The following is a 22,252-nucleotide window of genomic DNA, read 5'->3' on the forward strand; positions in this document are numbered from 1 at the left end:
TTTTGTGGCAAAAGAAAAAGTGAATTTGCTCCATCAAATTCCGGTTTTAAAAGATAAATTGCAAGTCACGAAAGAAGGCGATAAAGCGTATTTACTTGTGGCACGAAATAACCCTATTGAAAAAATAGCAGTCCGCTTTTTTAAACAAAAAGCCTTTCGTAAAATTCAATTAGATGCAGAAGGCGAATTTATTTTAAGCCGCATTGACGGGCAAAAAAACGTGTTTGATCTTGAAGCAGAGTTTAATGAAACCTTCGGTAATGAAGATGAAATGAGCCTATCACGCTTAGTCCGCTTCCTGCAAATTGTCGAATCATACGGTTGGCTAAAATGGAGAAAAGCTTAACCTAAGCTGGGAATGTTAAAACATTCCCAGCTTTTTTTTGACAGATACGAAAAACTATGGCATTAATTAAGAAAAAGCTTTTGGAGGGAATAGAATGGATCTACTAGTTTTTGACTTCGGCGGTACAAGTGTAAAAGGCGGCGTCTGGCATAATAATGCGCTCGAAGACACTTTTTCATTTCCAACACCTAAAACTTGGGACGAAATGAAAGCGTTATTAAAAAAGGAACTTGAAAGTCGGCAAAATAAATTTTCGTTTTCAGGCGTCGCAATTAGTGCCCCGGGCGTTGTATTAAACGAACAAGGGATTATCGATGGCATTAGTGCTATTCCGTATATTCACCACTTTCCAATCAAAGAAGAATTAAAAAAGCTATTCGAATTGCCAGTAGAAATGATTAACGACGCGAATGCGGCCGGAATGGCGGAAGCAATTTGTGGGGCAGCGAAAGGTTTACCGAACGTCCTATTTCTAATTCTCGGAACTGGGGTTGGTGGTGTTTTCATTCAAAACGGTCAGCTGTACACAGGAAAACATGGCTATGCTGGCGAATACGGCATGATGTTTTTAGAAGGCGATAAAACCTTTAGTGAACTCGGCACGGTTGTCCGCATCGTAGAACGCTATAGTAAGCGAACAGGAGAAGAAAAGGGCTCGTTAAGCGGAGAAATTATTTTTAAACGTGCAGAAGACGGAGACACAGTCGCACAAGAAGAAATCAAGAAATTTTACCACACGCTTGCGCTTGGCATTTTTAACTTGCAAGTTGCTTTCGACCCAGACTGCATCGTTCTAGGCGGTGGGATTTCGTCGCGCCAAGCTTTTCTTACTGAAATGAAGCAAACAATGGACGCTTTTTTGGAAGAAAAGGAGTGGGGCTACTTTGCGCCAGAACTCAGACAATGCGAGTTCCAAAATCAAGCCAACCTAATTGGAGCGGCAGAATACTTCAAAAGCCAAATTTCAGGCTGATATTTCAAAAAGGCACAGCTCTCATTTTAGAGCTGTGCCTTTTTAAATTCATATTATAACGGCGTATTTTGGTTGAGGAAGGCCAGTTCGTCGTTGAAAAAGAGCGGGGCAGTGCCCAGTTTTTCTAAAAGATGTATCACGCGATGCTCATCCAGCTGGATGCAACTTGCGATGGCGCTTTTGAAATTCGGAAGATGTGCCATTAAATAGTGGTCATGCTCTTTTGTTTTGACATAGACGTTCTGAGCGGCAAGAAGGCGTACAAAATCGGCTGTTTGGATATGCGGCACATCGACGGGTGTAATCAGGCAATTTTCCCCGTGTAACATGCGCGAAACGCTATAAAGGCCACCAAGCGGGCCGTAATCAGCAAGTTCTGGCTCATCGACAACCAGTTTAATTCTTTCGTTTTGAGAAAAAAGGGTGTTCATCTTACCCAATTGTTTTTCCTGAATGGAAATATAAATCAGTGAGACGACGGGCGTTAGTTTGGCTACAAGTTCCTCCACCCACGTTTTCGTTTTACCTTCCGGGACATAGAACGCCTTGTCACAGCCAAAGCGCGTCGAATTCCCACCAGCTAAAATTATGGCAACACTAGGCGTCTTTTTCAAGGTGACCATCCTTTAAAATCACAATTTCGTTCGTCATTTTTTGCGCTTCAAAACGGTAATGCGTCACAAAAATGACAGGTAAATTGAAATCCGTAGCCATATTTTGAACAAGGTCCATACAAAGGTGGCGCGTATCCTCATCAAGCCCATTAAACGGTTCATCAAGCAGGAGCAGGTTCGGGTTAATGATCATTGCGCGCGCCATCGCCACACGCTGTTTTTCGCCCCCAGAAAGCTTTTGAACGGAAGAATAAAGCAAGTGTGAAATTTGCAAGTAATCGCCGATGTGGCGAACTTGGCGTTCGATTGCTGCTGTATCTTTTCGCTTAGCTTTATTCATTTTAAGCCCAAAAGAAATATTGTCGTACACGTTCATATTGGGAAAGAGCGCTAAATTTTGAAACAAGTAGCCTACTTTTCGTTCTGCTGTCGGCAAATGAAGGGCAATAGACGTGTCGTCGAAAGCGATATCCTCAAACTGGATAATGCCAGAATCAATTCGCTTCAAGCCGCTTATACATTGAAATAGCGTTGATTTCCCGGCACCGCTCGCTCCCATAATCGCGGTGATTTTATTCCCAAAAGTATAATCCACTTTTAAATCATGAAAAGGCATTTTTTTAGTAAATTGAAGTTGTAAAGTCACGTTTTACATCCCCCTCATCAAATTGCTTTGTCTAACGGTTAAAACATGAATAATCATGAGTGCCACAACGCCAATAAGTAAATTTAGAAGTCCTAAATAAAAGGCAAGTTTCATATTTCCTTGCTGTACCATAAAATAAATGCTTGATGCAATCGTATCGGTTTTTCCTTCGATGTAACCAGCGACCATAAGGGTTGCGCCAAACTCACCCATTGCGCGGCAAAAGCTTAACAGAATACCAGCTAAAATAGGTTGCCAGCAATTTGGCAGAATGACTTTGCGGAAAATTTGACCGGAACTTGCAGATAGCGTTTCCGCTGCCCAGACGAGTTCGTGATCAATGGATAAAAACGCCGCTTTTAAACCTTGATACATGATGGGCAAAATGATGATGACGGTAGCAACGATAGCACCAGCCAGCGAAAAGATAAAGCTAAAATGGAAGGTATCCCAAATCATGCCCCCAAACGGGTTGTTTTTCCCAAAAATAGAAAGCAAAATTAAACCAACAACGGTTGGTGGTAAGACGAGTGGAAGTAAAATTAAAGTTTCAACTGGAAGCTGAATTTTTGATTTCCGTTTTGCAAAATAATAACTAAGTGGTAACATAGCGAAAAAGGCGATAGTTGTAGAAATAACCGCCACAAAAATAGAATGCCAAACAGGCGTAAACATATTGATGACCTCCAAGCCAAGAAAAGAAGATGTTTTCTGCTATTATTATCGCTTTCTGGACTATAAAATGTCAATGATTAGCCGAAATCAAACGGCTTCACTGTTCAAATACGCTCATTTACGTTATATTAGTATAAAGTAAACGCATACAGAAAATGAGGGGTTTTTATGACGTTTAAACGGGATTCGATTTCCTACAAAGAAGCTCAAAATATCGTGGTCGAGAAATCAGTCACATTAAGTGAAGAATTGACCGCGCTTTATTCAAGTAAAGGAAGGGTGTTAAGCCGCGCTATTCTTGCGCCGTTTGACTTTCCTTACTTCCGCAGGTCAGGCTATGACGGTTTTGCGATTTGCGCGGCTGATGATTGGAACTATCCGATTACGCTTCGTGTGGTGGGCGAAGTGCCATGTGGTGCGACGTATGACAAGCCGCTAAAAAAAGGAGAAACGGTTCGCATTATGACCGGTGCAAAGGTGCCAGATGGAGCCGCTAAAATTATTATGCTGGAGCAGTCAAAACGAGCGGAAGACGGTTTTATCACCTTAATTAATACGCAACCACAAAGCAACATTACTGAAGTGGGAGCAGAATTTCGCGCTGGTGACGTCTTACTTCCGAAAGGCCATGTCATAAACGCGGGTTCAGTAAGCTTGCTTGCTGCTTTTGGCATAACGGAAATACATACCATTCAACGCCCCAAAGTGGCTATTTTTTCAACTGGAAGCGAGCTTGTCTCACCATTTGAAGCTTTACCAGATGGGAAAATCTATAATAGTAATGACGCACTGTTGCGCACGCTCCTAGAAGAATTTGATTGCGAAATTTGTTTCCAAGAGGCGCTGCCAGATGATTACGAATTGACACTTGAAAAATTGACTTTGGCAAGCGAAACGGCAGATTTGATTATTACAACTGGCGGGGTGTCCGTTGGCGATTATGATTTTATGGCCGATATCGCGACCCAAAACGAGCTTCTTTTCAACAAAATCCAAATGCGTCCCGGCAGTCCAACCACGGCTCTGCGCTTTCGCGGCAAACTCTTAATCGCCTTGTCTGGCAACCCAGGCGCGTGTTTTACAGGCTATCATTTGTTTGTTCTACCTGCACTTGCGAAACTTTCGGGGAAAAAGTTACCGATTCGTGAGGTGACGGGGATTATGGCAGAAGACTACTTAAAAAATAATGGCTACGACCGCTTCTTACGCGGCACATATAGCGAGCAAGCAGGCACCTTTTTTGTTTCCAAAGTAGGAAGTGATATGTCGAGTTCGCTTGGCAACCTGCATCTAGCAACCTGTTTAATTATGATTCCGCGGGGACAAGTCGGCAAGAAAAAAGGAGAAGAGGTTAGCGTATGGCTATTGTCCTCCAAGTAGTGGGCTTTAAAAATAGCGGTAAGACGACGCTCATTCGCGATTTTATCGGCATGTTGAAACAACAAAGCTATACAGTTCACGCCATTAAGCATGACGCTCATGATTTTGAGATGGATCATATCGGAACGGATACGTATTTTTTTGCAGAAGAAGGTGCGGATGCGGTCATGATTACGTCTAGCGAAAAATACGCCATCGTCAGTCAGGAAAATGTCACACTTCATGATGCGATTGCAAAATTAGGGGCAGCAGATATAACGCTCGTAGAAGGCTATAAAAATGCGCCTTTTCCTAAAATTGTCCTTCTGCGTTCGGCAGACGAGATGATGTGGTTTAAGCAGGAAGTAGGGCAAATTATCGCGTTTGTTTCCCTTGTGAGGTTGGAACAGAATGAAGTGACTTTCATTGGGACAAACGAAACGAGAACGGCATTTTTAGAATCGTTAATTGGGGAGTTTTTAGAATGAAAAGGGTAGAATTAACACATAAAAAAATTGAAATTGCGCCGCTGTATGATTTTCTAATTGACGCTAAATACGGCGGAATCAATACATTTGTAGGTACGATTCGCGAATGGACGGGGGAAGTTCAGACGGAGCGAATGCGTTACACAGCCTACGAGGAGATGGCGCTTTTAGAAATGGAAAAGCTTGCCCAATTTGTAGAAGCTAAATTTGATGCACGTGTTGCTATTGTGCACCGCCTAGGCGACCTAGAACTTTCAGATATTGCCGTTTTTATTGGTGTCGCAACGAAGCATCGCGCTGAAAGTTATGAAGGCTCTCGCTATATTATTGAGCAGTTGAAAAAATCGGTTCCCATTTGGAAAGAGGAATTCGATACGGATAAAGTAAGATGGGGAGGCTTAAACGATGACAACCATTAAGTTTTTTGCCTATTTGACAGAAAAAGTCGCGCCTGAAGCTGCACTCAACGTGACAGGCTGCCAAACGGTAGGCGATGTGCGGGATTTAATTAGCAGTGAGTTTCCAGAAATCGCAGATGACTTACACCGCTCTATGCTTGCCGTCAACATGGAATTTAAACAAGATACAGATGAATTACCCGAGTCAATTCTAGAAATTGCGGTCATTCCGCCTGTTAGTGGAGGTTGATGATGGATAAATTATCACATTTTAACAAAGAAAAGCGCGCTCAAATGGTAGACGTGACAGAGAAGAATGAAACAAAACGAATTGCGGTTGCAGAAGCAGTTGTTGTGATGCAACCTGAAACATTAACGCGCATTAAAGAAGGTAAAATTTCAAAAGGTGATGTTTTGGCCGTAGCTCAAGTGGCTGGCATTATGGCTGCGAAAAAAACGAGCGATTTTATCCCCATGTGTCACCCGTTAATGACGACAAAAGCGGATTTATCGTTTCAAGATGACGGTGACAGGACGCTGACCATCCAAGCGACGGTGGTTACAGTTGGCAAAACAGGGGTCGAGATGGAGGCACTCTCAGCAGCAAGCATCGCGGCACTCACCATTTATGATATGTGTAAAGCCATGGACCGCGGCATGGAAATTACACGGACGCGTTTGCTTCAAAAATCAGGCGGTAAAAGTGGCGAATTTTCGTCAAAATAGGGGGAATAGCTGTGCAAGTTTTAACGGATCGTTTTGGTCGGGCGCATGATTACATTCGAATTTCGGTTACGGATCGTTGTAATTTACGCTGCGTTTATTGTATGCCAGAAGAAGGACTTAAATTCTTACCTCACGAAAAAGTGTTATCAAAGGACGAAATTGTCGATTTCATGAAAATTATGGCGCAATTTGGCATAAAAAAAGTACGGATAACAGGCGGGGAACCGCTTCTCCGGACGGATATTGTCGAAATCGTCAGAGGCATCGCAGCAATTCCAGAAATTGAAGACATCGCGATTACAACAAATGCCATGTATTTGGCTAAAAAAGCAGAAGCTCTAAAAGAAGCGGGACTTTCGCGAATTAATGTTAGCCTTGATTCTTTAAAAGCGGACCGATTCAAGGAAATCACACGCGGTGGGCGCTTACAGAAGGTACTTGACGGCATAAAAAAAGCGGAAGCAGTGGGCCTTTTTCCGATTAAATTAAATGTTGTCCTCATCAAAGGGCAGAATGACGACGAAATTATCGACTTTTTAAAGTTTACACAGGATAAAGATATTAACATTCGGTTCATCGAGTACATGCCAATTGGTCATGCTGGAAATAGTTGGAAGAAGAAATATTTGTCTTTAACGACCATTTTTGACAAGTGTAAAGAAGTTGGGTTTGAATATGAAGCGGTCGATTCAGTGAGAGGAAACGGTCCGTCTGAGAATTACCGCTTGAAAGGGGCGGCCGGGACTTTTGGCTTAATCCATCCGGTGAGCTCGCATTTTTGCGCGAGTTGCAATCGGCTGCGTCTGACGGCAGATGGCTACATTAAAGCATGTTTATACTGGGACGAGGAGCTTAATATTCGCCCGTACATTCAAAATAATCCTGAAGAATTGATGAAGATTGTGCAACAATCCATTGACAATAAGCCTGAAAATCACGAAATGGCCTTGAAACTTCAAGATGAGGATACTTCGCATAAACCAACTTGGCGACGAATGAGCCAGATTGGTGGATAATAAAAAGGACGAAATCTCGGAAAAGGTTTCGTCCTTTTTGCATTTTTATTTATGTCGTTCTGCCAAAAGATGCCCCATCTCCGGCAAAATTAAGTGTTTCATACCCGTTTCGCAGGCGTTTTTTGAACCCGGTAACGCAAAAAATAAAATATCGTTATCTAGGAATCCGCTAAACGCACGGGTTGCCATGGCTCTTGTGCCAATCTCAGCAAAACTAATTTGTCTGAAAAGCTCACCAAAGCCGGGGATTTCCTGTATGATTTCCGAAACAAGCGTTTCGAATGTTACATCGCGTTTCGCAAGTCCCGTACCACCAGTCGAAATAATACAGTGTATGTCCTCTTGTTTTAGAGCTTCCATTGCCTGCTTAATTTGCACCGCGTCATCTGGCACAATTACGCGCTTTAAAACGCGGTGAGGCGATGCCGCTAAACTCTCTTCAATATAAGCTCCGCTAGAATCCGTTTCAAAAGTCCGCGTATCGCTAATCGTCAAAATGGCTACAGTCGCCACAAATGAATTGCCTGCATGCATTGAAATGCCTCCTTTTAATTGAAAAAGTGGTGATAAATTTTCCGCGCCGTATTTAATTCGTCCGTTCCATGAACTAAAACGCGCCCGTTTTTAAAAACCGTGAGTTGGTAGCCTTCAAAATCAAAATAAAGCAGAAAATCATTGCGGTGCACGTCCAATTGTTCCCGCACAAGCCGCTTCATAATCCCGTCAAAATCAACCTGCCGACTTTCCACCAGTTGAAATTGCACCGTATCACGCCCACAAAGCAAAATAGGCTGCGAAGAAAATGCTCTCTGCTCTTGCTTTTTTTCCCCGCAAGATGGACAAGTCCGCAACTTCAAAACAGCAATTTTTTGTAATGAGAATTGCCAGTTATCAATTTGATAAAACGTATTATATGTAAAATTTTCATCAAGCATCATTTTAATTAACAGCGAAACTTGCGCCCCTGCTACAATGGGGATAAGTGCACCATGCACCCCAATAATATCGCAACTTGCTTCATTGGTTTGCGGCATTTCCCCAATCAGGCAAGTTAAACAAGCAGAAGCTTTTGAATCAATCGGCATCAGCCCAGCGTAAGTCCCCGCACAAGATGTATAAATCCACGGAATCTCGTGTTCCCGGCACCAATCATTTAAAAAGCGCCGCGTCCCAAAATTGTCCGTACAATCAAGCACAAAATTCACGTCCGTAAAAGGGGCAAGCGACTCCGCATTGGCGTCGTCCACAACAAAATCCACCACAACATCACGATTCATTTGTTTTAAAGCTAAGGCTGCAGCGTACGCTTTAGGAAGTCTTGCTTCCGCATCAGCTTCCGTAAAAAGCGTCTGACGTTGCAAATTCGACAGTTCAACAAAATCGCGGTCGATTAAAACAAGCCGCTTAAAACCCATACGGACAATCATTTCAGCCGCATAAGTCCCAATTGCACCCACTCCAACAATAAGGACAGTCGTTTCCCTAATTTTTTTTTGCCCAAAAGCTCCGATTTCCTTAACCCGAATCTGTCTATCGTATCTCTCCATAGCAAAACCTCCTAAAAAAGATGCGCAAAATAGGCATCTTTTTTTATCTTAACCTAACACGTCCACATCTGGCGGAAGGTAAGATGGATTATTTTTATTAATGTGGTCAAAAAACATAATGCCGTTTAAATGATCAATTTCATGTTGCACCACAATCGCAGGATAATTTTTTAGGCGAAGCTTAATAGGTGTTCCGTTTTCATCAAAAGCAGTAAGCGTAATGCGCTCGCTGCGAACGACATAGCCCGGCACTTCGCGGTCAACAGATAGACAGCCTTCACCGCCTGCAAGGCATGCTTCTTGAACGGAATAGCTTTTAATTTTTGGGTTATATAAAACATAGCTATACAGTTTATCATTTTCATCTTCAATATGGATAGCAATAATTCGTTTATTAACAGCAAGTTGCGGGGCAGCAAGACCAACACCACCACGTAGTCCATATTTTTCTGCTATTTCTTCATCTTGACTATTTTTTAAAAAAGTTAACATCTCTTGTCCTAATTGTTTTTCTTCATCAGAAAGAGGGAAAGTTACTTCTTTTGCAACTTCGCGTAAAGCCGGGTGACCTTCACGAACAATATCTTTCATTAAAATCATCTCATCGACGCTCCTGTTCATTCATTAACTACTCTTTATTCTATCAAATATGTTTTAAAATTGGAATGGATTGAGAAAACTAAATTATATTGAGAGATAAAAGCGAACGAATTGATTAATATCTGAGTGATTATTCGTTTTTAATCCAGAAGAAAAATTTTTATAGTTTGTGAATTCACAAACTAACTAATAGGCAGATGAAAAAGTGTCTTACTGGTGTGGTAATAACTGTTTTATTATATTATATAACAGAATTTAAAATGGAAGGTGTTTTTTAGTACAGTGTGAATAAACGAATAATGACTGATGTTAAGCTAATGAAAGCGATAGAAATTCCGAAGTTCATTATATTGACTTCCTTTGGTTAGTAGTGTAAATTAAAAGGGAAGATTGGTGTATTAATAAAGATTCCGTTTTTGATTAGAACAGATTTCGTAAAGAAAATGAGCTGATTAAAAAATTGGTAAGGTCTTTTTGTGAAAAAACATTCGAAAATTCACAAACTCAGAAATATACAGATGTTTTGCTGTGTGTGTCTGGGGAAAAGTAAAGCAGCAACTAGACCAGTGAACATGTTTAGAAGAAATATTCTAAAGTGCAACCAAACAAGTTTTACATACATTTAGAATGATTTCTTCTATTATTAATGCTCGCATTTTTATTAATACATAATCAGGTTTTCAGGAAATGAAGCTTTCAGAGAGTCTGAATGATGGCGCATTCATTTTCTCCACTATTTTGTTAAACGAAAGGAAGAGATACGTAATGGCTTCTAAAGAAAAGAAGGCAGTAATTAATGTAACGCAACAATTTGATGCAGTTGCGAAACAATTTGAAATGGTTCAAATTTTAAATGAAAAAGGTGAAATTGTAAATCCGGATTTAATGCCTGATTTAACAGATGAACAATTGGTTGAACTTATGACGCGTATGGTTTGGACTCGTGTGCTTGATCAACGCTCCATTTCGTTAAACCGTCAAGGTCGTTTAGGTTTCTATGCACCTACAGCAGGTCAAGAAGCATCTCAACTTGCAAGTCATTATGCCCTTGAAAAATCAGACTACGTGTTACCAGGTTACCGTGATGTGCCACAACTTATTTGGCACGGTTTACCGCTTACAAAAGCATTCCTTTTCTCACGTGGACATTTTGTAGGGAACCAATTCCCAGAAGACTTAAAAGTGTTGTCCCCGCAAATCATTATCGGCGCACAAATCGTGCAAGCAGCGGGTGTTGCATTAGGACTTAAAAAACGTAAAAAAGATAATGTTGTTATCACGTATACAGGTGACGGTGGTTCATCTCAAGGTGACTTCTATGAAGGATTAAACTTCGCTGGTGCGTTCCATGCTCCTGCTATTTTCGTTGTACAAAATAACATGTTTGCCATTTCGACTCCTCGTGAAAAACAATCCGCAGCACCAACGCTTGCGCAAAAAGCTGTTGCAGCTGGTATTGCAGGTGTTCAAGTAGACGGAATGGATCCACTTGCAGTCTATGCCGTAACGAAATTTGCTCGTGAACGTGCAGTTGCAGGCGATGGTCCAACACTTATCGAAACGATGACTTACCGTTATGGTCCACATACACTTTCAGGGGATGACCCAACTCGTTACCGTACAAAAGAACTTGACGGAGAATGGGAACTAAAAGATCCAATCGTTCGTTTCCGTACTTTCTTAGAAGGCAAAGGCCTTTGGAACGAAGAAAAAGAAAATGAAGTTATCGATCGTGCGAAAGAAGAAATCAAAGAAGCAATTAAAGAAGCAGACGCAATTCCTAAACAAAAAGTATCTGATCTTCTTAAAAATATGTATGAAACACCAACAGCCAACGTTAAAGAACAATTGGCAATTTATGAAGCGAAGGAGTCGAAATAATCATGGCGCAAAAAACAATGATTCAAGCGATTACAGATGCGCTTGCAGTTGAACTTAAAAATGATGAAAACGTCTTAGTATTCGGTGAAGACGTTGGTAAAAACGGCGGAGTTTTCCGTGCAACAGAAGGTCTACAAGCTGAATTTGGCGAAGACCGTGTATTTGATACACCACTTGCAGAATCCGGTATCGGCGGTCTCTCAATTGGTCTAGCACTTGAAGGTTACCGCCCAGTGCCTGAAATTCAATTCTTCGGTTTCGTATTTGAAGTTATGGACTCTGTAGTTGCACAAATGGCACGTATGCGTTACCGTACAGGTGGTACACGTACTGCACCGATTACAATTCGCGCACCATTTGGTGGCGGGGTTCACACGCCTGAACTTCATGCCGATAATTTAGAAGGTTTAATGGCACAATCCCCAGGGCTTAAAGTCGTTATTCCGTCCACACCATATGACGCAAAAGGATTGCTTATTTCTGCGATTCGCGACAATGACCCAGTTATTTTCCTAGAACATATGAAATTATATCGTTCGTTCCGTGAAGAAGTTCCAGAAGGCGAATATACCGTTGAAATCGGCAAAGCAGCAGTTCGCCGCGAAGGTACAGATGTAACAATCATCGCTTACGGTGCAATGGTTCAAGAATCTTTAAAAGCAGCAGAAGCTTTGGAAAAAGAAGGCGTGTCTGCTGAGGTAATTGATTTGCGTACAATCAGCCCAATCGATACCGACACAATTGTTGCCTCTGTGAAGAAAACAAACCGTGTTGTTATGGTTCAAGAAGCACAAAAACAAGGTGGCGTAGCGGCAAACGTTATCGCTGAAATTAATGACCGTGCAATTCTTTCACTTGAAGCGCCAGTTATGCGTGTTACTGCACCAGACAGCGTTTTCCCATTCTCACAAGCGGAAACAGTTTGGTTACCTAACCATAACGATGTAGTTGAACGTGTTAAAGAAGTTTTAGCTTTCTAATTAAAAGCGTACGTTACGTGATGGCGTAATATTCTATATAAAGTTTGAATAAAAACAGGAGGCTTAATAGACAATGGCATATTCATTTAAATTACCGGATATCGGTGAAGGTATCCACGAAGGTGAAATCGTCAAATGGTTCGTAAAACCAGGCGATAAAATTGAAGAAGACGAATCTCTATTCGAAGTACAAAACGATAAATCTGTGGAGGAAATTACTTCCCCCGTTTCAGGTACAGTAAAAGAAATTAAAGTAGCTGAAGGCGAAGTAGCCACTGTAGGTCAAGTTTTAATTACTTTTGATGGCGTTGAAGGTCATGAAGACGCAGCTGAAGAAGTGAAGGAAGAAGTAACAGCACCAGCGGCAAAACCTTCTAGCGGAGCAGGCGTTTTTGAATTTAAATTACCTGACATTGGTGAAGGAATCCATGAAGGCGAAATCGTCAAATGGTTTGTTAAATCCGGTGACAAAGTAGAAGAAGATCAAGCAATTTTTGAAGTACAAAATGATAAATCAGTCGAAGAAATTACATCGCCAGTTGATGGTACGGTTAAAGACATTTTAGTTGGTGAAGGTACAGTTGCAACAGTAGGTCAAGTGTTGATCACATTTACTGGTGACTTTGAAGGTACAGCGGATCATTCCTCTACACCAGAAGCGCCAGCTGAAACAGCTAAAGTAGAAGAAAAACCTGCGGCGGCTCCTGTAAGTGGCGGCAACGGAACACCATCTGCTGAAAAAGATCCAAATGGTCTTGTTATTGCGATGCCATCTGTTCGTAAATTTGCTCGTGAAAAAGGCGTTGACATTCGCCTTGTTGCAGGAAGCGGCAAAAATAACCGCATCTTAAAACAAGATATCGAAGCTTACTTAAGTGGCGATGCACCAGAAGCGCCAGCTGCAGAAGCGGCAGCACCGCAAAAAGAAGCGGAAGCGACGAAAGCAGCACCAAAACCAGTTCCAGCTGCTGGCGATGCTTATCCAGAAACACGCGAAAAACTTACACCAACTCGTCGCGCGATTGCAAAAGCAATGGTGAACTCGAAACACACAGCACCACACGTTACATTAATGGACGAAATTGAAGTTTCTGCTCTTATGGCGCACAGAAAACGTTTCAAAGAAGTTGCGGCTGAAAAAGGTATCAAACTGACATTCCTCCCTTACATGGTGAAAGCTTTAGTTGCTACATTAAAAGAGTTCCCAGTGCTTAATACAACGATGGATGATGCAACTGAAGAACTTATTTATAAACATTACTATAATGTCGGCATTGCGGCTGATACAGATCACGGTTTATATGTGCCAGTCATTAAAAATGCAGATACAAAATCCATCTTCTCCATTTCAAATGAAATTAATGAGCTAGCTGGAAAAGCACGCGATGGTAAACTAACAGCTGACGAAATGCGCCACGGTTCTGCAACAATTTCAAATATCGGTTCTGCCGGTGGACAATGGTTCACACCAGTAATCAACTATCCTGAGGTTGCTATTTTAGGTGTAGGTCGTATTGCTGAAAAAGCAGTCGTAAAAGACGGCGAAATTGTAGCTGCTCCAGTTCTTGCTTTATCATTAAGCTTTGACCATCGTGTAATTGACGGCGCAACAGCTCAAAAAGCAATGAACAATATTAAACGTTTATTAAATGATCCAGAATTATTACTAATGGAGGCGTAAAATAATGGTTGTAGGAGATTTTCCAGAAGAAAGAGATACGATAGTTATCGGTGCAGGCCCCGGTGGATATGTTGCCGCAATTCGTGCAGCGCAACTTGGACAAAAAGTAACGATTATTGAAAAAGAATATTTCGGCGGTGTATGTTTAAACGTCGGTTGTATTCCTTCCAAAGCTTTAATCACAGTTGGTCACCGTTTTAAAGAAGCAAGTCATTCTGATAATATGGGGATTACAACGAAAGATGTTAATCTCGATTTTGCGAAAGCACAAGAATGGAAAGGCAGCGTTGTTAACAAATTAACGACAGGCGTTCGTGGACTTCTTAAAAAGAATAAAGTTGAAATGTTAGAAGGGGAAGCATTCTTCGTAGATGAACATTCACTTCGTGTCATTCACCCAGATTCTGCTCAAACTTATACGTTCAACAATGTTATCATTGCGACTGGCTCACGTCCTATCGAAATCCCAGGTTTCAAATATGGCAAACGTGTGTTAAGTTCAACAGGAGCACTCGCTTTACAAGAAGTACCGAAAAAACTCGTTGTTATCGGCGGTGGCTATATTGGTACTGAACTTGGCGGAGCATTTGCTAACCTAGGCACTGAACTTACGATTCTTGAAGGCGGACCTGAAATTTTACCAACATATGAAAAAGATATGGTATCGCTTGTTAAACGTAGCTTGAAGAGCAAAAACGTTGAAATCGTAACGAAAGCACTCGCTAAGTCAGCAGAAGAAACTGAAAATGGCGTGAAAGTGACTTATGAAGCAAATGGCGAAACAAACACAATCGAAGCGGATTATGTACTTGTAACAGTTGGTCGTCGTCCAAATACAGATGACATCGGCTTGGAACAATTAGGCGTAAAAGTTTCTGAACGTGGATTAATCGAAGTCGATAAACAAGGACGTACAAATGTACCGAACGTATTCGCAATCGGCGACATCGTTCCAGGTGTTCCTTTAGCCCATAAAGCAAGCTATGAAGCAAAAATTGCTGCTGAAGCTATTGCTGGGGAAAAATCTGAAAATGATTATACTGTGCTTCCAGCTGTTGTGTTTAGTGACCCTGAACTTGCAACTGTAGGTATGACAGAAAAAGAAGCGAAAGAAAAAGGAATTGATGTGAAAGCATCGAAATTCCCATTCGGCGGAAACGGCCGTGCTCTTTCACTTGATGCACCAGAAGGTTTTGTACGTTTAGTGACACGTAAAGAAGATGGCCTTGTACTTGGCGCTCAAGTTGCAGGAATGAACGCTTCAGATATTATTTCTGAAATCGGTCTTGCAATTGAAACGGGTGTAACCGCAGAAGATATTGCCCTTACAATCCATGCCCATCCTTCACTTGGAGAGCTTACAATGGAAGCGGCTGAACTTGCTTTAGGACGCCCTATTCACATTTAATAAAAAAATACGCTGTTTACAATTGTAAACAGCGTATTTTATATGTTAAAATTTACATGGCGTAAAAAAGAGGAATATTTCACGAAAATAACTTAGAATTCAGGTGTGAAAATGAAAAAGCATTGGCATATTCCGCATTCCGTTTTTATTTTACTTATGATTGTTGCAGGGCTTTGTACAGTGGATACATTTATACAATTTGGGATTGGTTTTATTCATCATATGCATGATACCGATGGCTATAAAGCTGTTTTGCGTATCATTGCGACACCGTTTACAAATCCTGTTGTCACCATTCCAATTGCAAGCGTTCTTGTGCGCTATGTAGTCGTGTTTATTTTGAATTTTGTTCTTCCCGCATTCTTTTTTGTTGGCATGCACTTCGCGAGAATCAGTTACAGAGAAAAACATGTGGAATCGCATAGTTATTAGGCGTTGATGTTTTTATTCTGGGAAATAAACGAGAGTAAGGTGAAGTGATGAAAAAAAGTTTGTTTTGGATATCTTATGTTATAGCGGGAATTTGTTTTCTGCTAGCCATTGTGGCTTTCGTTATTGGCTTTATTCAACATATGCATGATGCAGGGGGATTTCAGGCGGTTTTTAAAATTTTAGAAACACCGATTACTGGTTTTATTAAATTAACGAATGGCTACATTCAAAAATCGACGCTGGAAATTATCATTTTAATTATTGTAAGTTACATTTTACCGGCTTATTTTGTTGTGATGACAATGTTACTAAAACGGAAAAGAGAACAAGGTTATTAAAGGTGCTGCTAGCATCTTTTTTTTGTAAACAATTCATTTTAAACTTTGGAAGTTGCATGATAAAATGAATTTAATAGGCTGTTAGTTCCGAAACTGAGCATTTTATGTTGTCTTGGAAATGTGGAACTTGGGAATTTGTCCAAAAGAAGGGGTGACAAGAAATGAATTATAGTTATCCGATTGATATGGACTGGACGAAAGAGGAAATTGCGGTCGTCATCCATTATTTTGAGTCGATTGAGAAGGCTTATGAGAAAGGCGTCAGTGCGGCGGAATTGAAAGAAACGTACCGGGCGTTTAAGACGGTCGTGCCGTCGATTGGTGAGGAGAAGCGTCTTGGGCGTGAGTTTGAAGACGTTAGTGGTTATTCGCCTTATCAGGTGATGCAAATGCTGAAAAATGCTACGACGAGTACGATTAAAATGAAACCATAACTAGGGGGAATAAAAGTGGATATTAGTCAAATTAAGGCTGCTGAAGTGAAAACAACAGAAGGAATTCATATTGCACAGTCACAAAATGCGAAAGTTAAAGTGATGTCATTTGTGAATTTGCGTTGTCCATATTGCCGTAAATGGCATACTGATTCAAGAAAAGTGTTAGATCGTTTCGTTCGAGATGGAAAGATTGAGTTAATTATTAAACCATTTGATAAGGAAAAAGAAAAACTTCAGCCGGGCAACGTGGCGCATCGCTATTTAAATTACGATACGCCGTTTGAAACGTGGGAAGTGATTGATAAAATTTATGCGACGCAAGATGAGTGGGGCAATTTGCCGCTTCACGAAGTAGCTTCTTATATGGAAGATAAATTGCAGTTAAAAGAGCAAAATAACGAAGAGGCGACGGCGGCTATTATCGAGGAAGCGAACCGCGCGAATGTTGTTTTTGTTCCTACTGTCATTGTCGGTGAACATATTTTTGATGAACACATTACACCCGAAGAGCTGGAAGAACTTTTAAACGCTGAATTTGCTAAAAAATAACATGTTTTAATGGAAGTGAGAAGTGTACTCACTTCTTTTTTTTTGCTTCCTAGGAACAATTGATGTGGTGCCGACTTTCTGTTAAAATGGAAGTATGACTATTTGTTCACAAAGAAGTAATTGGAGGGAACAACATGATGGTATTTGGAATGCCAATAGAGAATGTATATTATTACATATTGATTGTGGTAGGTATACTGATTGTAATCGATCTAATATCGGCGTTAATCTTCTCAGTTAGTATTGTCAGCTTTGCCTTAGATTTATTACCTATTCCAGGATCGATTATTTTATACTTTTTAGGTGCGTTTTCATTAGCCGGCTTTTTAGGTGAGAAATATACGTCTTTATCAAGTATAAATGTTTTAATTGGTTCGATTATTATCGGATTGATTTTTTCGTCAATTCTCTATTTTGGAATACTTTTGCCACTTTCTAGGACAAGTGATTCAATTGCTTATGAAACAAAGGATTTAGAAGGAAAAACAGGTGTCGTCATTACTTCTATTCCGAGCGATGGTTTCGGTGAGGTCTTGATTGAAATGAATGCAGGTAAAGTAGCAAAGGCGGCGAAATCAAGTGATAATGAACCTATTTCGCTTGGAGAAACAGTGCTTATTATTGATGCAGAAGATGCTTACATTTTAGTTTCGCCCTATACCTCTTTCTTAGGATAAGGACAAATTAGTTACTACACAAAAGGGAGGCTGTAAAGTTTGAATATTTTAACCGGAGGAATTACATTAGTTTTAATCGTTGCAGTTGTTGTTTTAATTTTGTTTTTAATTGTGTTTGTAACCAAATACAAAACTGTCGGACCAGATGAAGCATTAATCGTTTCGGGAAGCTACTTAGGTCGTAAAAATGTCTTTGTTGATGAAGGCGGAAAAAAAGTCAAAATTGTTCGCGGTGGCGGTACATTCGTAATGCCAGTTTTCCAGCAATCGCGTCCAATTAGTTTACTTTCGAGTAAATTAGATGTTAGAACGCCTGAGATTTATACGGAACAAGGGGTTCCTGTTATGGCGGATGGTACGGCAATTATTAAAATCGGTGGATCAATTTCCGAAATTGCCACAGCCGCTGAACAATTTTTGGGAAAAACAAGTGAAGAGCGAGAAGCAGAAGCGATTGAAGTGGTTGAAGGGCACCTTCGTGCGATTTTAGGGTCCATGACGGTGGAAGAGATTTATAAAAATCGCGATAAGTTTTCTCAAGAAGTGCAAGGAGTTGCGGCTCAAGATTTAGCTAAAATGGGATTCATTATTGTTTCCTTTACGCTTAAAGAAGTGCGAGATAACAATGGCTACTTAGATGCGCTAGGTAAGCCGCGTATTGCGCAAGTGAAGCGTGATGCAGATGTGGCGGAAGCAGAAGCGAGTAAAGAAACGCGTATGAAACGAGCGGAAGCAGAAAAAGAAGCGACTCGTTCTGAACTAGAGCGTAAAACAGAAATTGCTGAAGCTGAAAAGCAAAACCAATTAAAAGTTGCTGAATATCGCCGGGAACAAGAAACAGCAAAGGCGAATGCCGACCAAGCTTATGATTTAGAAAGCGCACGTGCGAAACAAGAAGTTGTTGAGCAACAAATGCAAATTCAAATTATTGAGCGTCAAAAACAAATTGAATTAGAAGAACGTGAAATTCAACGCCGTGAACGTCAATATGATGCGGAAGTGAAGAAAAAAGCGGATGCGGATCGTTATGCTGTTGAGCAACAAGCGGCGGCTAGAAAGAGCCAAGAATATGCAGAAGCAGAAGCGAACCAATATCGTATTGAAACAAAAGCGAAAGCAGAAGCGGAACAAGTTCGCGTTCAAGGGATTGCAAAAGCCGAGGCGGAGCAAGCACAAGGGACAGCGGCAGCCGAAGTTATCAAATTACGTGGTTTAGCAGAAGCAGAGGCAAAACGAAAAGTGGCGGAAGCTTACGAATTGTATGGCCAAGCAGCGATGCTCGATATGATTGTCAATATGCTGCCTGAATATGCGAAACAAGTAGCAGCTCCAATGAGCAATATTGATACGATTACTGTTGTTGATACTGGAAGTGATGGTACAAACAGTGGTGCAAATAAGGTAAGTGCGTATGCAACGAATTTGATGACGACCGCACAAGAAAGCCTAAAAGCCACTACAGGCCTTGACATTCGCGAATTGCTGGAGAACTTTTCTGGTAAGGGTAATGTGAAAAATAGTGTGGATGAACTAACTAAAACGATTCAGTCAGATAAGGAATAAAAAGGTGGGGTAAGCCTCGTCAGCTTTTATTCCAAAAGATAGTCAATAAAAAAAGCATAAGTCCAGTAAGATTACCATTTTGAAAAATGGATTTTACAGGATTTATGCTTTTTTATGCTTTAAAAAAACTTTCTTCGCCAAAAAACAAGTGCAAGTATTCCGGCGATGCTAAATGAAATACCTAGCGTGACAATCCAGGCGAGTGACATATCCATAAACGGCAATTTTACATTCATCCCATAAAAACTGAATACCATCGTTGGAATCGTTAAAATAATCGTGAAAGATGTCAAAAATTTCATGACGATGTTCATATTGTTCGAAATAATCGAAGCATACGCATCCATCATACCACTTAAAATATTGGAATGAACTTCCGCCATTTCAATTCCTTGGCGGTTTTCAATGATGACGTCTTCTAGTAAATCCTGATCTTCCTCATACATTTTTACAATGTGTTGGCGCATCATTTTATCTAGCACAAGTTTGTTGGATTTGAGGGCAGTGACAAAGTAAACTAAACTTTTTTCTATCCCCATCAAATCATAGAGCTGCTTGTTTTTCATGGATTCATGCAATTCTTTTTCGATTTCATCGGTTTGACGATTAAGGCGTTTTAGATGGCGCAAAAATTGCGTGGAAATCATATAGAGAATTTGTAAGGCAAAGCGCGTTTTCATATGCGTATAAAAGCCTTTGATACGCCGTTTTATAAAGGATTGAATAATCGACGAATCAATCGTGCAAATCGTAATAAAATAGTCTTTTGTTAAAATAATCCCCATTGGAATAGTTTCAAACGAGGCGTAATGAATATCGTCTTCATCCACAACTGGAAAGTCACAAATGATTAAAACGGCTTCCGTGTCGTCATCGCGTTCAATCCGCGCACTTTCATCTTTATCGAGTGGATCTTCGAGAAATTCTAATGGAATATTGTAGTTTTCGGCAACTTGATTGATTTCTTCTGATGTAGGCGCAACAATGTTAATCCATGCATTGCGTTCCACTTCTTCAAGCTCAATTAATTTGCCATCTTCATCGGATTTAAAAATTTGGTGCATTTGGAACCCTCCTCTTTTTTAACTAGAGCAGGCGTTTTGCAACTAGTGAAGGAATTGTCCTCCGCAAAATTGACTCGCGCCTGTATACTTCGATGTGGATCAGGCTCACTAGGCTTTCGATTTTGTTTCTTCATGACAATTCACTTCCTTTCCAAAATACTCACAACTTCACTATTATATCGAGTTTAGGCCTATTTGTACATGTTTATTTTAGCGCAAGTTTGTAAAGTGGTATGAGCGCGCGCAAAACGTCTTCCGCTTCCTCGATGAACGCTTTCTCGGAGCGCAGCACAGCCGAATTTTCCGAATAAATCTTCCCAACTAAAAACTCGCCTTTTTTCACATCGCGAAAACGTTCTAAAGCGCTTTTAAGTTCTTTTTTGTTTAAAGCAAAAGTGGTGCTGACGGTATGATCTTTCGAGAGGGAGAAGCCATCTGGCAACGCTTCAAACATGGCCTGGTGCGCCAAAAAGCGACTGGCAATTTGATCCCGGTCCTCGTTTTCATAAATGAAAGCGAGCCAAATAAACACATAATCGCCGTAAAGGCCGACTTGAAAGTGCGGGTGTTTCTTGTAGCCACGCTTATCCGCGCAAATGGCAAGCCAAGTACTATCAGGCGGGTTCACCGACCGCCTAGCGTGCCGTGCGATATGTAAATGCATCTCCGTATTAAGGGCATCACTTAAAAATCCCGTAAGTTCCTCACCAAGCGCCTTAAATTTCGGCTGAATGTCCGTCTGAATCGCTTCCATTCGATTCGCGAGTCCAGGCGTTCTCATCGCCTTAAATTCCTTCTTTGTAAAACCGTTTGTCATGCTATATACCCTCCAAAAATAGTCGTTATGACTATTATACGAAAGTAGCGAGGCATATACAATCAGAAGAATTTTATGCTAAAATAAAACATTATAACTAAGGAGCTGTTGAGATGAGCCGTCTGGATAAAGAAAAACAATTTGTTAGCGCTTTTTTTGAAGAAGCAGGGGCCGAAATCATGGCTTCTTTTGAGGAAAAATTAGAAATTGAAACAAAATCAAATCGTAATGATTTAGTCACGAATATCGACAAGCAAGTAGAAACTTTATTTGTGAAGCGCGTTTTAGAACAGTTTCCAGACCATCGTATTTTCGGCGAAGAAGGAATGGCGGCCGAAATCGATTCGCTCGAAGGCCCCGTTTGGATTGTCGATCCAATTGATGGCACGCTTAATTTTGTCATGCAGCAAAAAAACTTTACAATTTCAGTGGCGCTTTACATCGATGGCGTGGGCGTATATGGCGCCATTTATGAAGTTGAAAAAGGGGACATTTACACGTGCGAAAAAGGTTGCGGTGCCTATTTAAACGGCAAAAAATTAACACCAGTAAACGCAGACGACACGCTCGCTGATCATTTGCTAGTGGCGAATTTAAGTGCGATTCAGACCAATGAACGGCTTTGGGAGGCTGTTAAAGCGTCACGCGGCTTGCGGCTTTACGGCGCTGCCTCACTGGAATATATGTATGTTGCAACAGGAAAAGTCGGCGCTTATATGTCGGCAAACTTGGCCCCGTGGGATATTGCGGCAGGTAAAATGATTGCCGAAGAATTGGGCTGCATCGTAACCCGCCTAGACGGAAGTCCCATCAACATGCTTGAACAAGGCTCGTCACTTGTGGCTTTACCAAACGTTCATAAGACACTTTTGGACAGTTATTTATCATAAAAAATTTCGTTTTCTGAAAACAAATGGGTGTCAAGTGAAAGAAGTTGTGCTATAATAGGAAAGTTGATTTATACGAAATGTTCGGATTAGGCATAAATGGTCGATTTCACGGATGACTCATCTGGTTGCGCGTCGTGCGTTTAGTAC

27 protein-coding genes are annotated in these 22,252 nt (G+C 40.9%); 19 read left to right on the plus strand and 8 right to left on the minus strand.

The window, feature by feature from the left end; genetic code table 11:
* Positions 1-4 precede the first annotated feature (4 nt).
* Both CFS04_RS00565 and CFS04_RS00570 read left to right on the plus strand, forming a co-directional pair.
* A complete protein-coding gene (locus tag CFS04_RS00565) occupies positions 5-346 on the plus strand; it encodes a hypothetical protein (RefSeq protein WP_088808659.1) in 342 nt (113 codons plus the stop codon).
* Between the two features lie 94 nt (positions 347-440).
* Positions 441-1,319 carry an ROK family protein gene (locus CFS04_RS00570; protein ID WP_088808660.1) on the plus strand — a complete coding sequence of 293 codons (879 nt, stop codon included), beginning with the start codon at positions 441-443 and terminating at the stop codon, positions 1,317-1,319.
* Between the two features lie 53 nt (positions 1,320-1,372).
* Here CFS04_RS00570 and CFS04_RS00575 read toward each other — a convergent pair whose 3' ends face one another.
* The 3 genes from CFS04_RS00575 to CFS04_RS00585 are packed head-to-tail and all read right to left on the minus strand — an operon-like array spanning position 1,373 to position 3,254.
* On the minus strand, positions 1,373-1,942 hold the full coding sequence (locus tag CFS04_RS00575; RefSeq protein WP_244169911.1) for a molybdenum cofactor guanylyltransferase: 570 nt from the start codon (positions 1,940-1,942) through the stop codon (positions 1,373-1,375).
* A complete protein-coding gene (locus CFS04_RS00580) occupies positions 1,917-2,549 on the minus strand; it encodes an ATP-binding cassette domain-containing protein (RefSeq protein WP_088809060.1) in 633 nt (210 codons plus the stop codon). Before CFS04_RS00580 ends, CFS04_RS00575 begins: the two co-directional genes overlap by 26 nt.
* A gap of 33 nt (positions 2,550-2,582) precedes the next feature.
* Positions 2,583-3,254 carry a molybdenum ABC transporter permease gene (locus CFS04_RS00585; RefSeq protein WP_088808662.1) on the minus strand — a complete coding sequence of 224 codons (672 nt, stop codon included), beginning with the start codon at positions 3,252-3,254 and terminating at the stop codon, positions 2,583-2,585.
* 168 nt (positions 3,255-3,422) lie between these two features.
* Here CFS04_RS00585 and CFS04_RS00590 point away from each other — a divergent pair, with 168 nt between their 5' ends.
* Genes CFS04_RS00590 through moaA form a run of 6 tightly spaced genes read left to right on the plus strand, consistent with a single transcriptional unit; the run spans position 3,423 to position 7,241 of the window.
* Positions 3,423-4,634: a molybdopterin molybdotransferase MoeA gene (locus CFS04_RS00590; protein WP_088808663.1), complete on the plus strand. Its 1,212-nt coding sequence runs from the start codon at positions 3,423-3,425 to the stop codon at positions 4,632-4,634.
* Entirely contained in the window at positions 4,613-5,101 is a 489-nt protein-coding gene (gene mobB / locus CFS04_RS00595) for a molybdopterin-guanine dinucleotide biosynthesis protein B (RefSeq protein WP_088808664.1), read from the plus strand. Before CFS04_RS00590 ends, mobB begins: the two co-directional genes overlap by 22 nt.
* Positions 5,098-5,520: a molybdenum cofactor biosynthesis protein MoaE gene (locus tag CFS04_RS00600; RefSeq protein WP_088808665.1), complete on the plus strand. Its 423-nt coding sequence runs from the start codon at positions 5,098-5,100 to the stop codon at positions 5,518-5,520. Before mobB ends, CFS04_RS00600 begins: the two co-directional genes overlap by 4 nt.
* A complete protein-coding gene (locus tag CFS04_RS00605; protein WP_088808666.1) occupies positions 5,507-5,749 on the plus strand; it encodes a MoaD/ThiS family protein in 243 nt (80 codons plus the stop codon). The genes CFS04_RS00600 and CFS04_RS00605 overlap by 14 nt, the downstream gene beginning before the upstream one ends.
* Positions 5,749-6,225 carry a cyclic pyranopterin monophosphate synthase MoaC gene (gene moaC / locus CFS04_RS00610; RefSeq protein WP_369821452.1) on the plus strand — a complete coding sequence of 159 codons (477 nt, stop codon included), beginning with the start codon at positions 5,749-5,751 and terminating at the stop codon, positions 6,223-6,225. The genes CFS04_RS00605 and moaC overlap by 1 nt, the downstream gene beginning before the upstream one ends.
* An 11-nt stretch (positions 6,226-6,236) precedes the next feature.
* Positions 6,237-7,241, plus strand: coding sequence for a GTP 3',8-cyclase MoaA (moaA, locus tag CFS04_RS00615; protein ID WP_088808668.1), 1,005 nt, complete (start codon positions 6,237-6,239; stop codon positions 7,239-7,241).
* Between the two features lie 45 nt (positions 7,242-7,286).
* On the opposite strand, the gene CFS04_RS00620 is transcribed toward moaA, so the two are convergent.
* From CFS04_RS00620 to def, 3 genes are read right to left on the minus strand one after another with little or no spacing between them, the layout of a single operon-like run.
* Positions 7,287-7,775 (minus strand): molybdenum cofactor biosynthesis protein B, encoded by a 489-nt coding sequence (locus CFS04_RS00620; protein ID WP_088808669.1) that lies wholly within the window; start codon positions 7,773-7,775, stop codon positions 7,287-7,289.
* 14 nt (positions 7,776-7,789) lie between these two features.
* Positions 7,790-8,788: a ThiF family adenylyltransferase gene (locus CFS04_RS00625; protein WP_088808670.1), complete on the minus strand. Its 999-nt coding sequence runs from the start codon at positions 8,786-8,788 to the stop codon at positions 7,790-7,792.
* Positions 8,789-8,836: 48 nt separating this feature from the next.
* A complete protein-coding gene (gene def, locus CFS04_RS00630) occupies positions 8,837-9,388 on the minus strand; it encodes a peptide deformylase (protein WP_088808671.1) in 552 nt (183 codons plus the stop codon).
* 765 nt (positions 9,389-10,153) lie between these two features.
* Here def and pdhA point away from each other — a divergent pair.
* From pdhA to CFS04_RS00680, 10 genes are all read left to right on the plus strand, one after another.
* A complete protein-coding gene (pdhA, locus tag CFS04_RS00635; protein WP_088808672.1) occupies positions 10,154-11,269 on the plus strand; it encodes a pyruvate dehydrogenase (acetyl-transferring) E1 component subunit alpha in 1,116 nt (371 codons plus the stop codon).
* Positions 11,270-11,271: 2 nt separating this feature from the next.
* The gene (locus tag CFS04_RS00640) at positions 11,272-12,249 is read left to right on the plus strand and encodes an alpha-ketoacid dehydrogenase subunit beta (RefSeq protein WP_088808673.1); all 978 of its coding nucleotides are present in this window, start codon (positions 11,272-11,274) and stop codon (positions 12,247-12,249) included.
* Positions 12,250-12,322: 73 nt separating this feature from the next.
* Positions 12,323-13,930 (plus strand): dihydrolipoyllysine-residue acetyltransferase, encoded by a 1,608-nt coding sequence (locus tag CFS04_RS00645; RefSeq protein WP_088808674.1) that lies wholly within the window; start codon positions 12,323-12,325, stop codon positions 13,928-13,930.
* 4 nt (positions 13,931-13,934) lie between these two features.
* A complete protein-coding gene (gene lpdA, locus CFS04_RS00650) occupies positions 13,935-15,338 on the plus strand; it encodes a dihydrolipoyl dehydrogenase (protein WP_088808675.1) in 1,404 nt (467 codons plus the stop codon).
* A 111-nt stretch (positions 15,339-15,449) separates the two neighbouring features.
* Complete coding sequence (locus CFS04_RS00655; RefSeq protein WP_088808676.1) at positions 15,450-15,770, plus strand: hypothetical protein; 321 nt, start codon at positions 15,450-15,452, stop codon at positions 15,768-15,770.
* A 47-nt stretch (positions 15,771-15,817) separates the two neighbouring features.
* Positions 15,818-16,108: a hypothetical protein gene (locus CFS04_RS00660; protein ID WP_088808677.1), complete on the plus strand. Its 291-nt coding sequence runs from the start codon at positions 15,818-15,820 to the stop codon at positions 16,106-16,108.
* Positions 16,109-16,269: 161 nt separating this feature from the next.
* Positions 16,270-16,542, plus strand: coding sequence for a UPF0223 family protein (locus CFS04_RS00665; protein WP_088808678.1), 273 nt, complete (start codon positions 16,270-16,272; stop codon positions 16,540-16,542).
* A 15-nt stretch (positions 16,543-16,557) separates the two neighbouring features.
* On the plus strand, positions 16,558-17,094 hold the full coding sequence (locus CFS04_RS00670; protein ID WP_088808679.1) for a DsbA family protein: 537 nt from the start codon (positions 16,558-16,560) through the stop codon (positions 17,092-17,094).
* 134 nt (positions 17,095-17,228) lie between these two features.
* On the plus strand, positions 17,229-17,771 hold the full coding sequence (locus CFS04_RS00675; protein WP_088808680.1) for an NfeD family protein: 543 nt from the start codon (positions 17,229-17,231) through the stop codon (positions 17,769-17,771).
* Positions 17,772-17,831: 60 nt separating this feature from the next.
* Positions 17,832-19,334: an SPFH domain-containing protein gene (locus CFS04_RS00680; RefSeq protein WP_369821506.1), complete on the plus strand. Its 1,503-nt coding sequence runs from the start codon at positions 17,832-17,834 to the stop codon at positions 19,332-19,334.
* A 119-nt stretch (positions 19,335-19,453) separates the two neighbouring features.
* Here CFS04_RS00680 and CFS04_RS00685 read toward each other — a convergent pair whose 3' ends face one another.
* Together CFS04_RS00685 and CFS04_RS00690 are read right to left on the minus strand one after the other, a co-directional pair.
* Positions 19,454-20,398 (minus strand): magnesium transporter CorA family protein, encoded by a 945-nt coding sequence (locus CFS04_RS00685; protein ID WP_088808682.1) that lies wholly within the window; start codon positions 20,396-20,398, stop codon positions 19,454-19,456.
* Between the two features lie 205 nt (positions 20,399-20,603).
* Positions 20,604-21,215: a YktB family protein gene (locus tag CFS04_RS00690; RefSeq protein WP_088808683.1), complete on the minus strand. Its 612-nt coding sequence runs from the start codon at positions 21,213-21,215 to the stop codon at positions 20,604-20,606.
* 122 nt (positions 21,216-21,337) lie between these two features.
* On the opposite strand from CFS04_RS00690, the gene CFS04_RS00695 reads away from it, so the two are divergent.
* Positions 21,338-22,105: an inositol monophosphatase family protein gene (locus CFS04_RS00695; protein ID WP_369821455.1), complete on the plus strand. Its 768-nt coding sequence runs from the start codon at positions 21,338-21,340 to the stop codon at positions 22,103-22,105.
* Positions 22,106-22,252: the final 147 nt, after the last annotated feature.

The organism is Listeria sp. ILCC796 (genome assembly GCF_900186175.1).
Classification (GTDB): Bacteria; Bacillota; Bacilli; order Lactobacillales; family Listeriaceae; genus Listeria; species Listeria goaensis.

What these genes read in the sequence shown, in the direction of transcription:
- CFS04_RS00570 (WP_088808660.1), top strand. Translation starts at nt 441, where the DNA reads ATGGATCTACTAGTTTTTGACTTCGGCGGTACAAGTGTAAAAGGCGGC.
- CFS04_RS00575 (WP_244169911.1), bottom strand. Translation starts at nt 1,942, where the DNA reads ATGGTCACCTTGAAAAAGACGCCTAGTGTTGCCATAATTTTAGCTGGT.
- CFS04_RS00580 (WP_088809060.1), bottom strand. Translation starts at nt 2,549, where the DNA reads ATGCCTTTTCATGATTTAAAAGTGGATTATACTTTTGGGAATAAAATC.
- CFS04_RS00585 (WP_088808662.1), bottom strand. Translation starts at nt 3,254, where the DNA reads ATGTTTACGCCTGTTTGGCATTCTATTTTTGTGGCGGTTATTTCTACA.
- CFS04_RS00590 (WP_088808663.1), top strand. Translation starts at nt 3,423, where the DNA reads ATGACGTTTAAACGGGATTCGATTTCCTACAAAGAAGCTCAAAATATC.
- mobB (WP_088808664.1), top strand. Translation starts at nt 4,613, where the DNA reads ATGGCTATTGTCCTCCAAGTAGTGGGCTTTAAAAATAGCGGTAAGACG.
- CFS04_RS00600 (WP_088808665.1), top strand. Translation starts at nt 5,098, where the DNA reads ATGAAAAGGGTAGAATTAACACATAAAAAAATTGAAATTGCGCCGCTG.
- CFS04_RS00605 (WP_088808666.1), top strand. Translation starts at nt 5,507, where the DNA reads ATGACAACCATTAAGTTTTTTGCCTATTTGACAGAAAAAGTCGCGCCT.
- moaC (WP_369821452.1), top strand. Translation starts at nt 5,749, where the DNA reads ATGATGGATAAATTATCACATTTTAACAAAGAAAAGCGCGCTCAAATG.
- CFS04_RS00620 (WP_088808669.1), bottom strand. Translation starts at nt 7,775, where the DNA reads ATGCATGCAGGCAATTCATTTGTGGCGACTGTAGCCATTTTGACGATT.
- CFS04_RS00625 (WP_088808670.1), bottom strand. Translation starts at nt 8,788, where the DNA reads ATGGAGAGATACGATAGACAGATTCGGGTTAAGGAAATCGGAGCTTTT.
- def (WP_088808671.1), bottom strand. Translation starts at nt 9,388, where the DNA reads ATGATTTTAATGAAAGATATTGTTCGTGAAGGTCACCCGGCTTTACGC.
- pdhA (WP_088808672.1), top strand. Translation starts at nt 10,154, where the DNA reads ATGGCTTCTAAAGAAAAGAAGGCAGTAATTAATGTAACGCAACAATTT.
- CFS04_RS00640 (WP_088808673.1), top strand. Translation starts at nt 11,272, where the DNA reads ATGGCGCAAAAAACAATGATTCAAGCGATTACAGATGCGCTTGCAGTT.
- CFS04_RS00645 (WP_088808674.1), top strand. Translation starts at nt 12,323, where the DNA reads ATGGCATATTCATTTAAATTACCGGATATCGGTGAAGGTATCCACGAA.
- lpdA (WP_088808675.1), top strand. Translation starts at nt 13,935, where the DNA reads ATGGTTGTAGGAGATTTTCCAGAAGAAAGAGATACGATAGTTATCGGT.
- CFS04_RS00655 (WP_088808676.1), top strand. Translation starts at nt 15,450, where the DNA reads ATGAAAAAGCATTGGCATATTCCGCATTCCGTTTTTATTTTACTTATG.
- CFS04_RS00660 (WP_088808677.1), top strand. Translation starts at nt 15,818, where the DNA reads ATGAAAAAAAGTTTGTTTTGGATATCTTATGTTATAGCGGGAATTTGT.
- CFS04_RS00665 (WP_088808678.1), top strand. Translation starts at nt 16,270, where the DNA reads ATGAATTATAGTTATCCGATTGATATGGACTGGACGAAAGAGGAAATT.
- CFS04_RS00675 (WP_088808680.1), top strand. Translation starts at nt 17,229, where the DNA reads ATGATGGTATTTGGAATGCCAATAGAGAATGTATATTATTACATATTG.
- CFS04_RS00685 (WP_088808682.1), bottom strand. Translation starts at nt 20,398, where the DNA reads ATGCACCAAATTTTTAAATCCGATGAAGATGGCAAATTAATTGAGCTT.
- CFS04_RS00690 (WP_088808683.1), bottom strand. Translation starts at nt 21,215, where the DNA reads ATGACAAACGGTTTTACAAAGAAGGAATTTAAGGCGATGAGAACGCCT.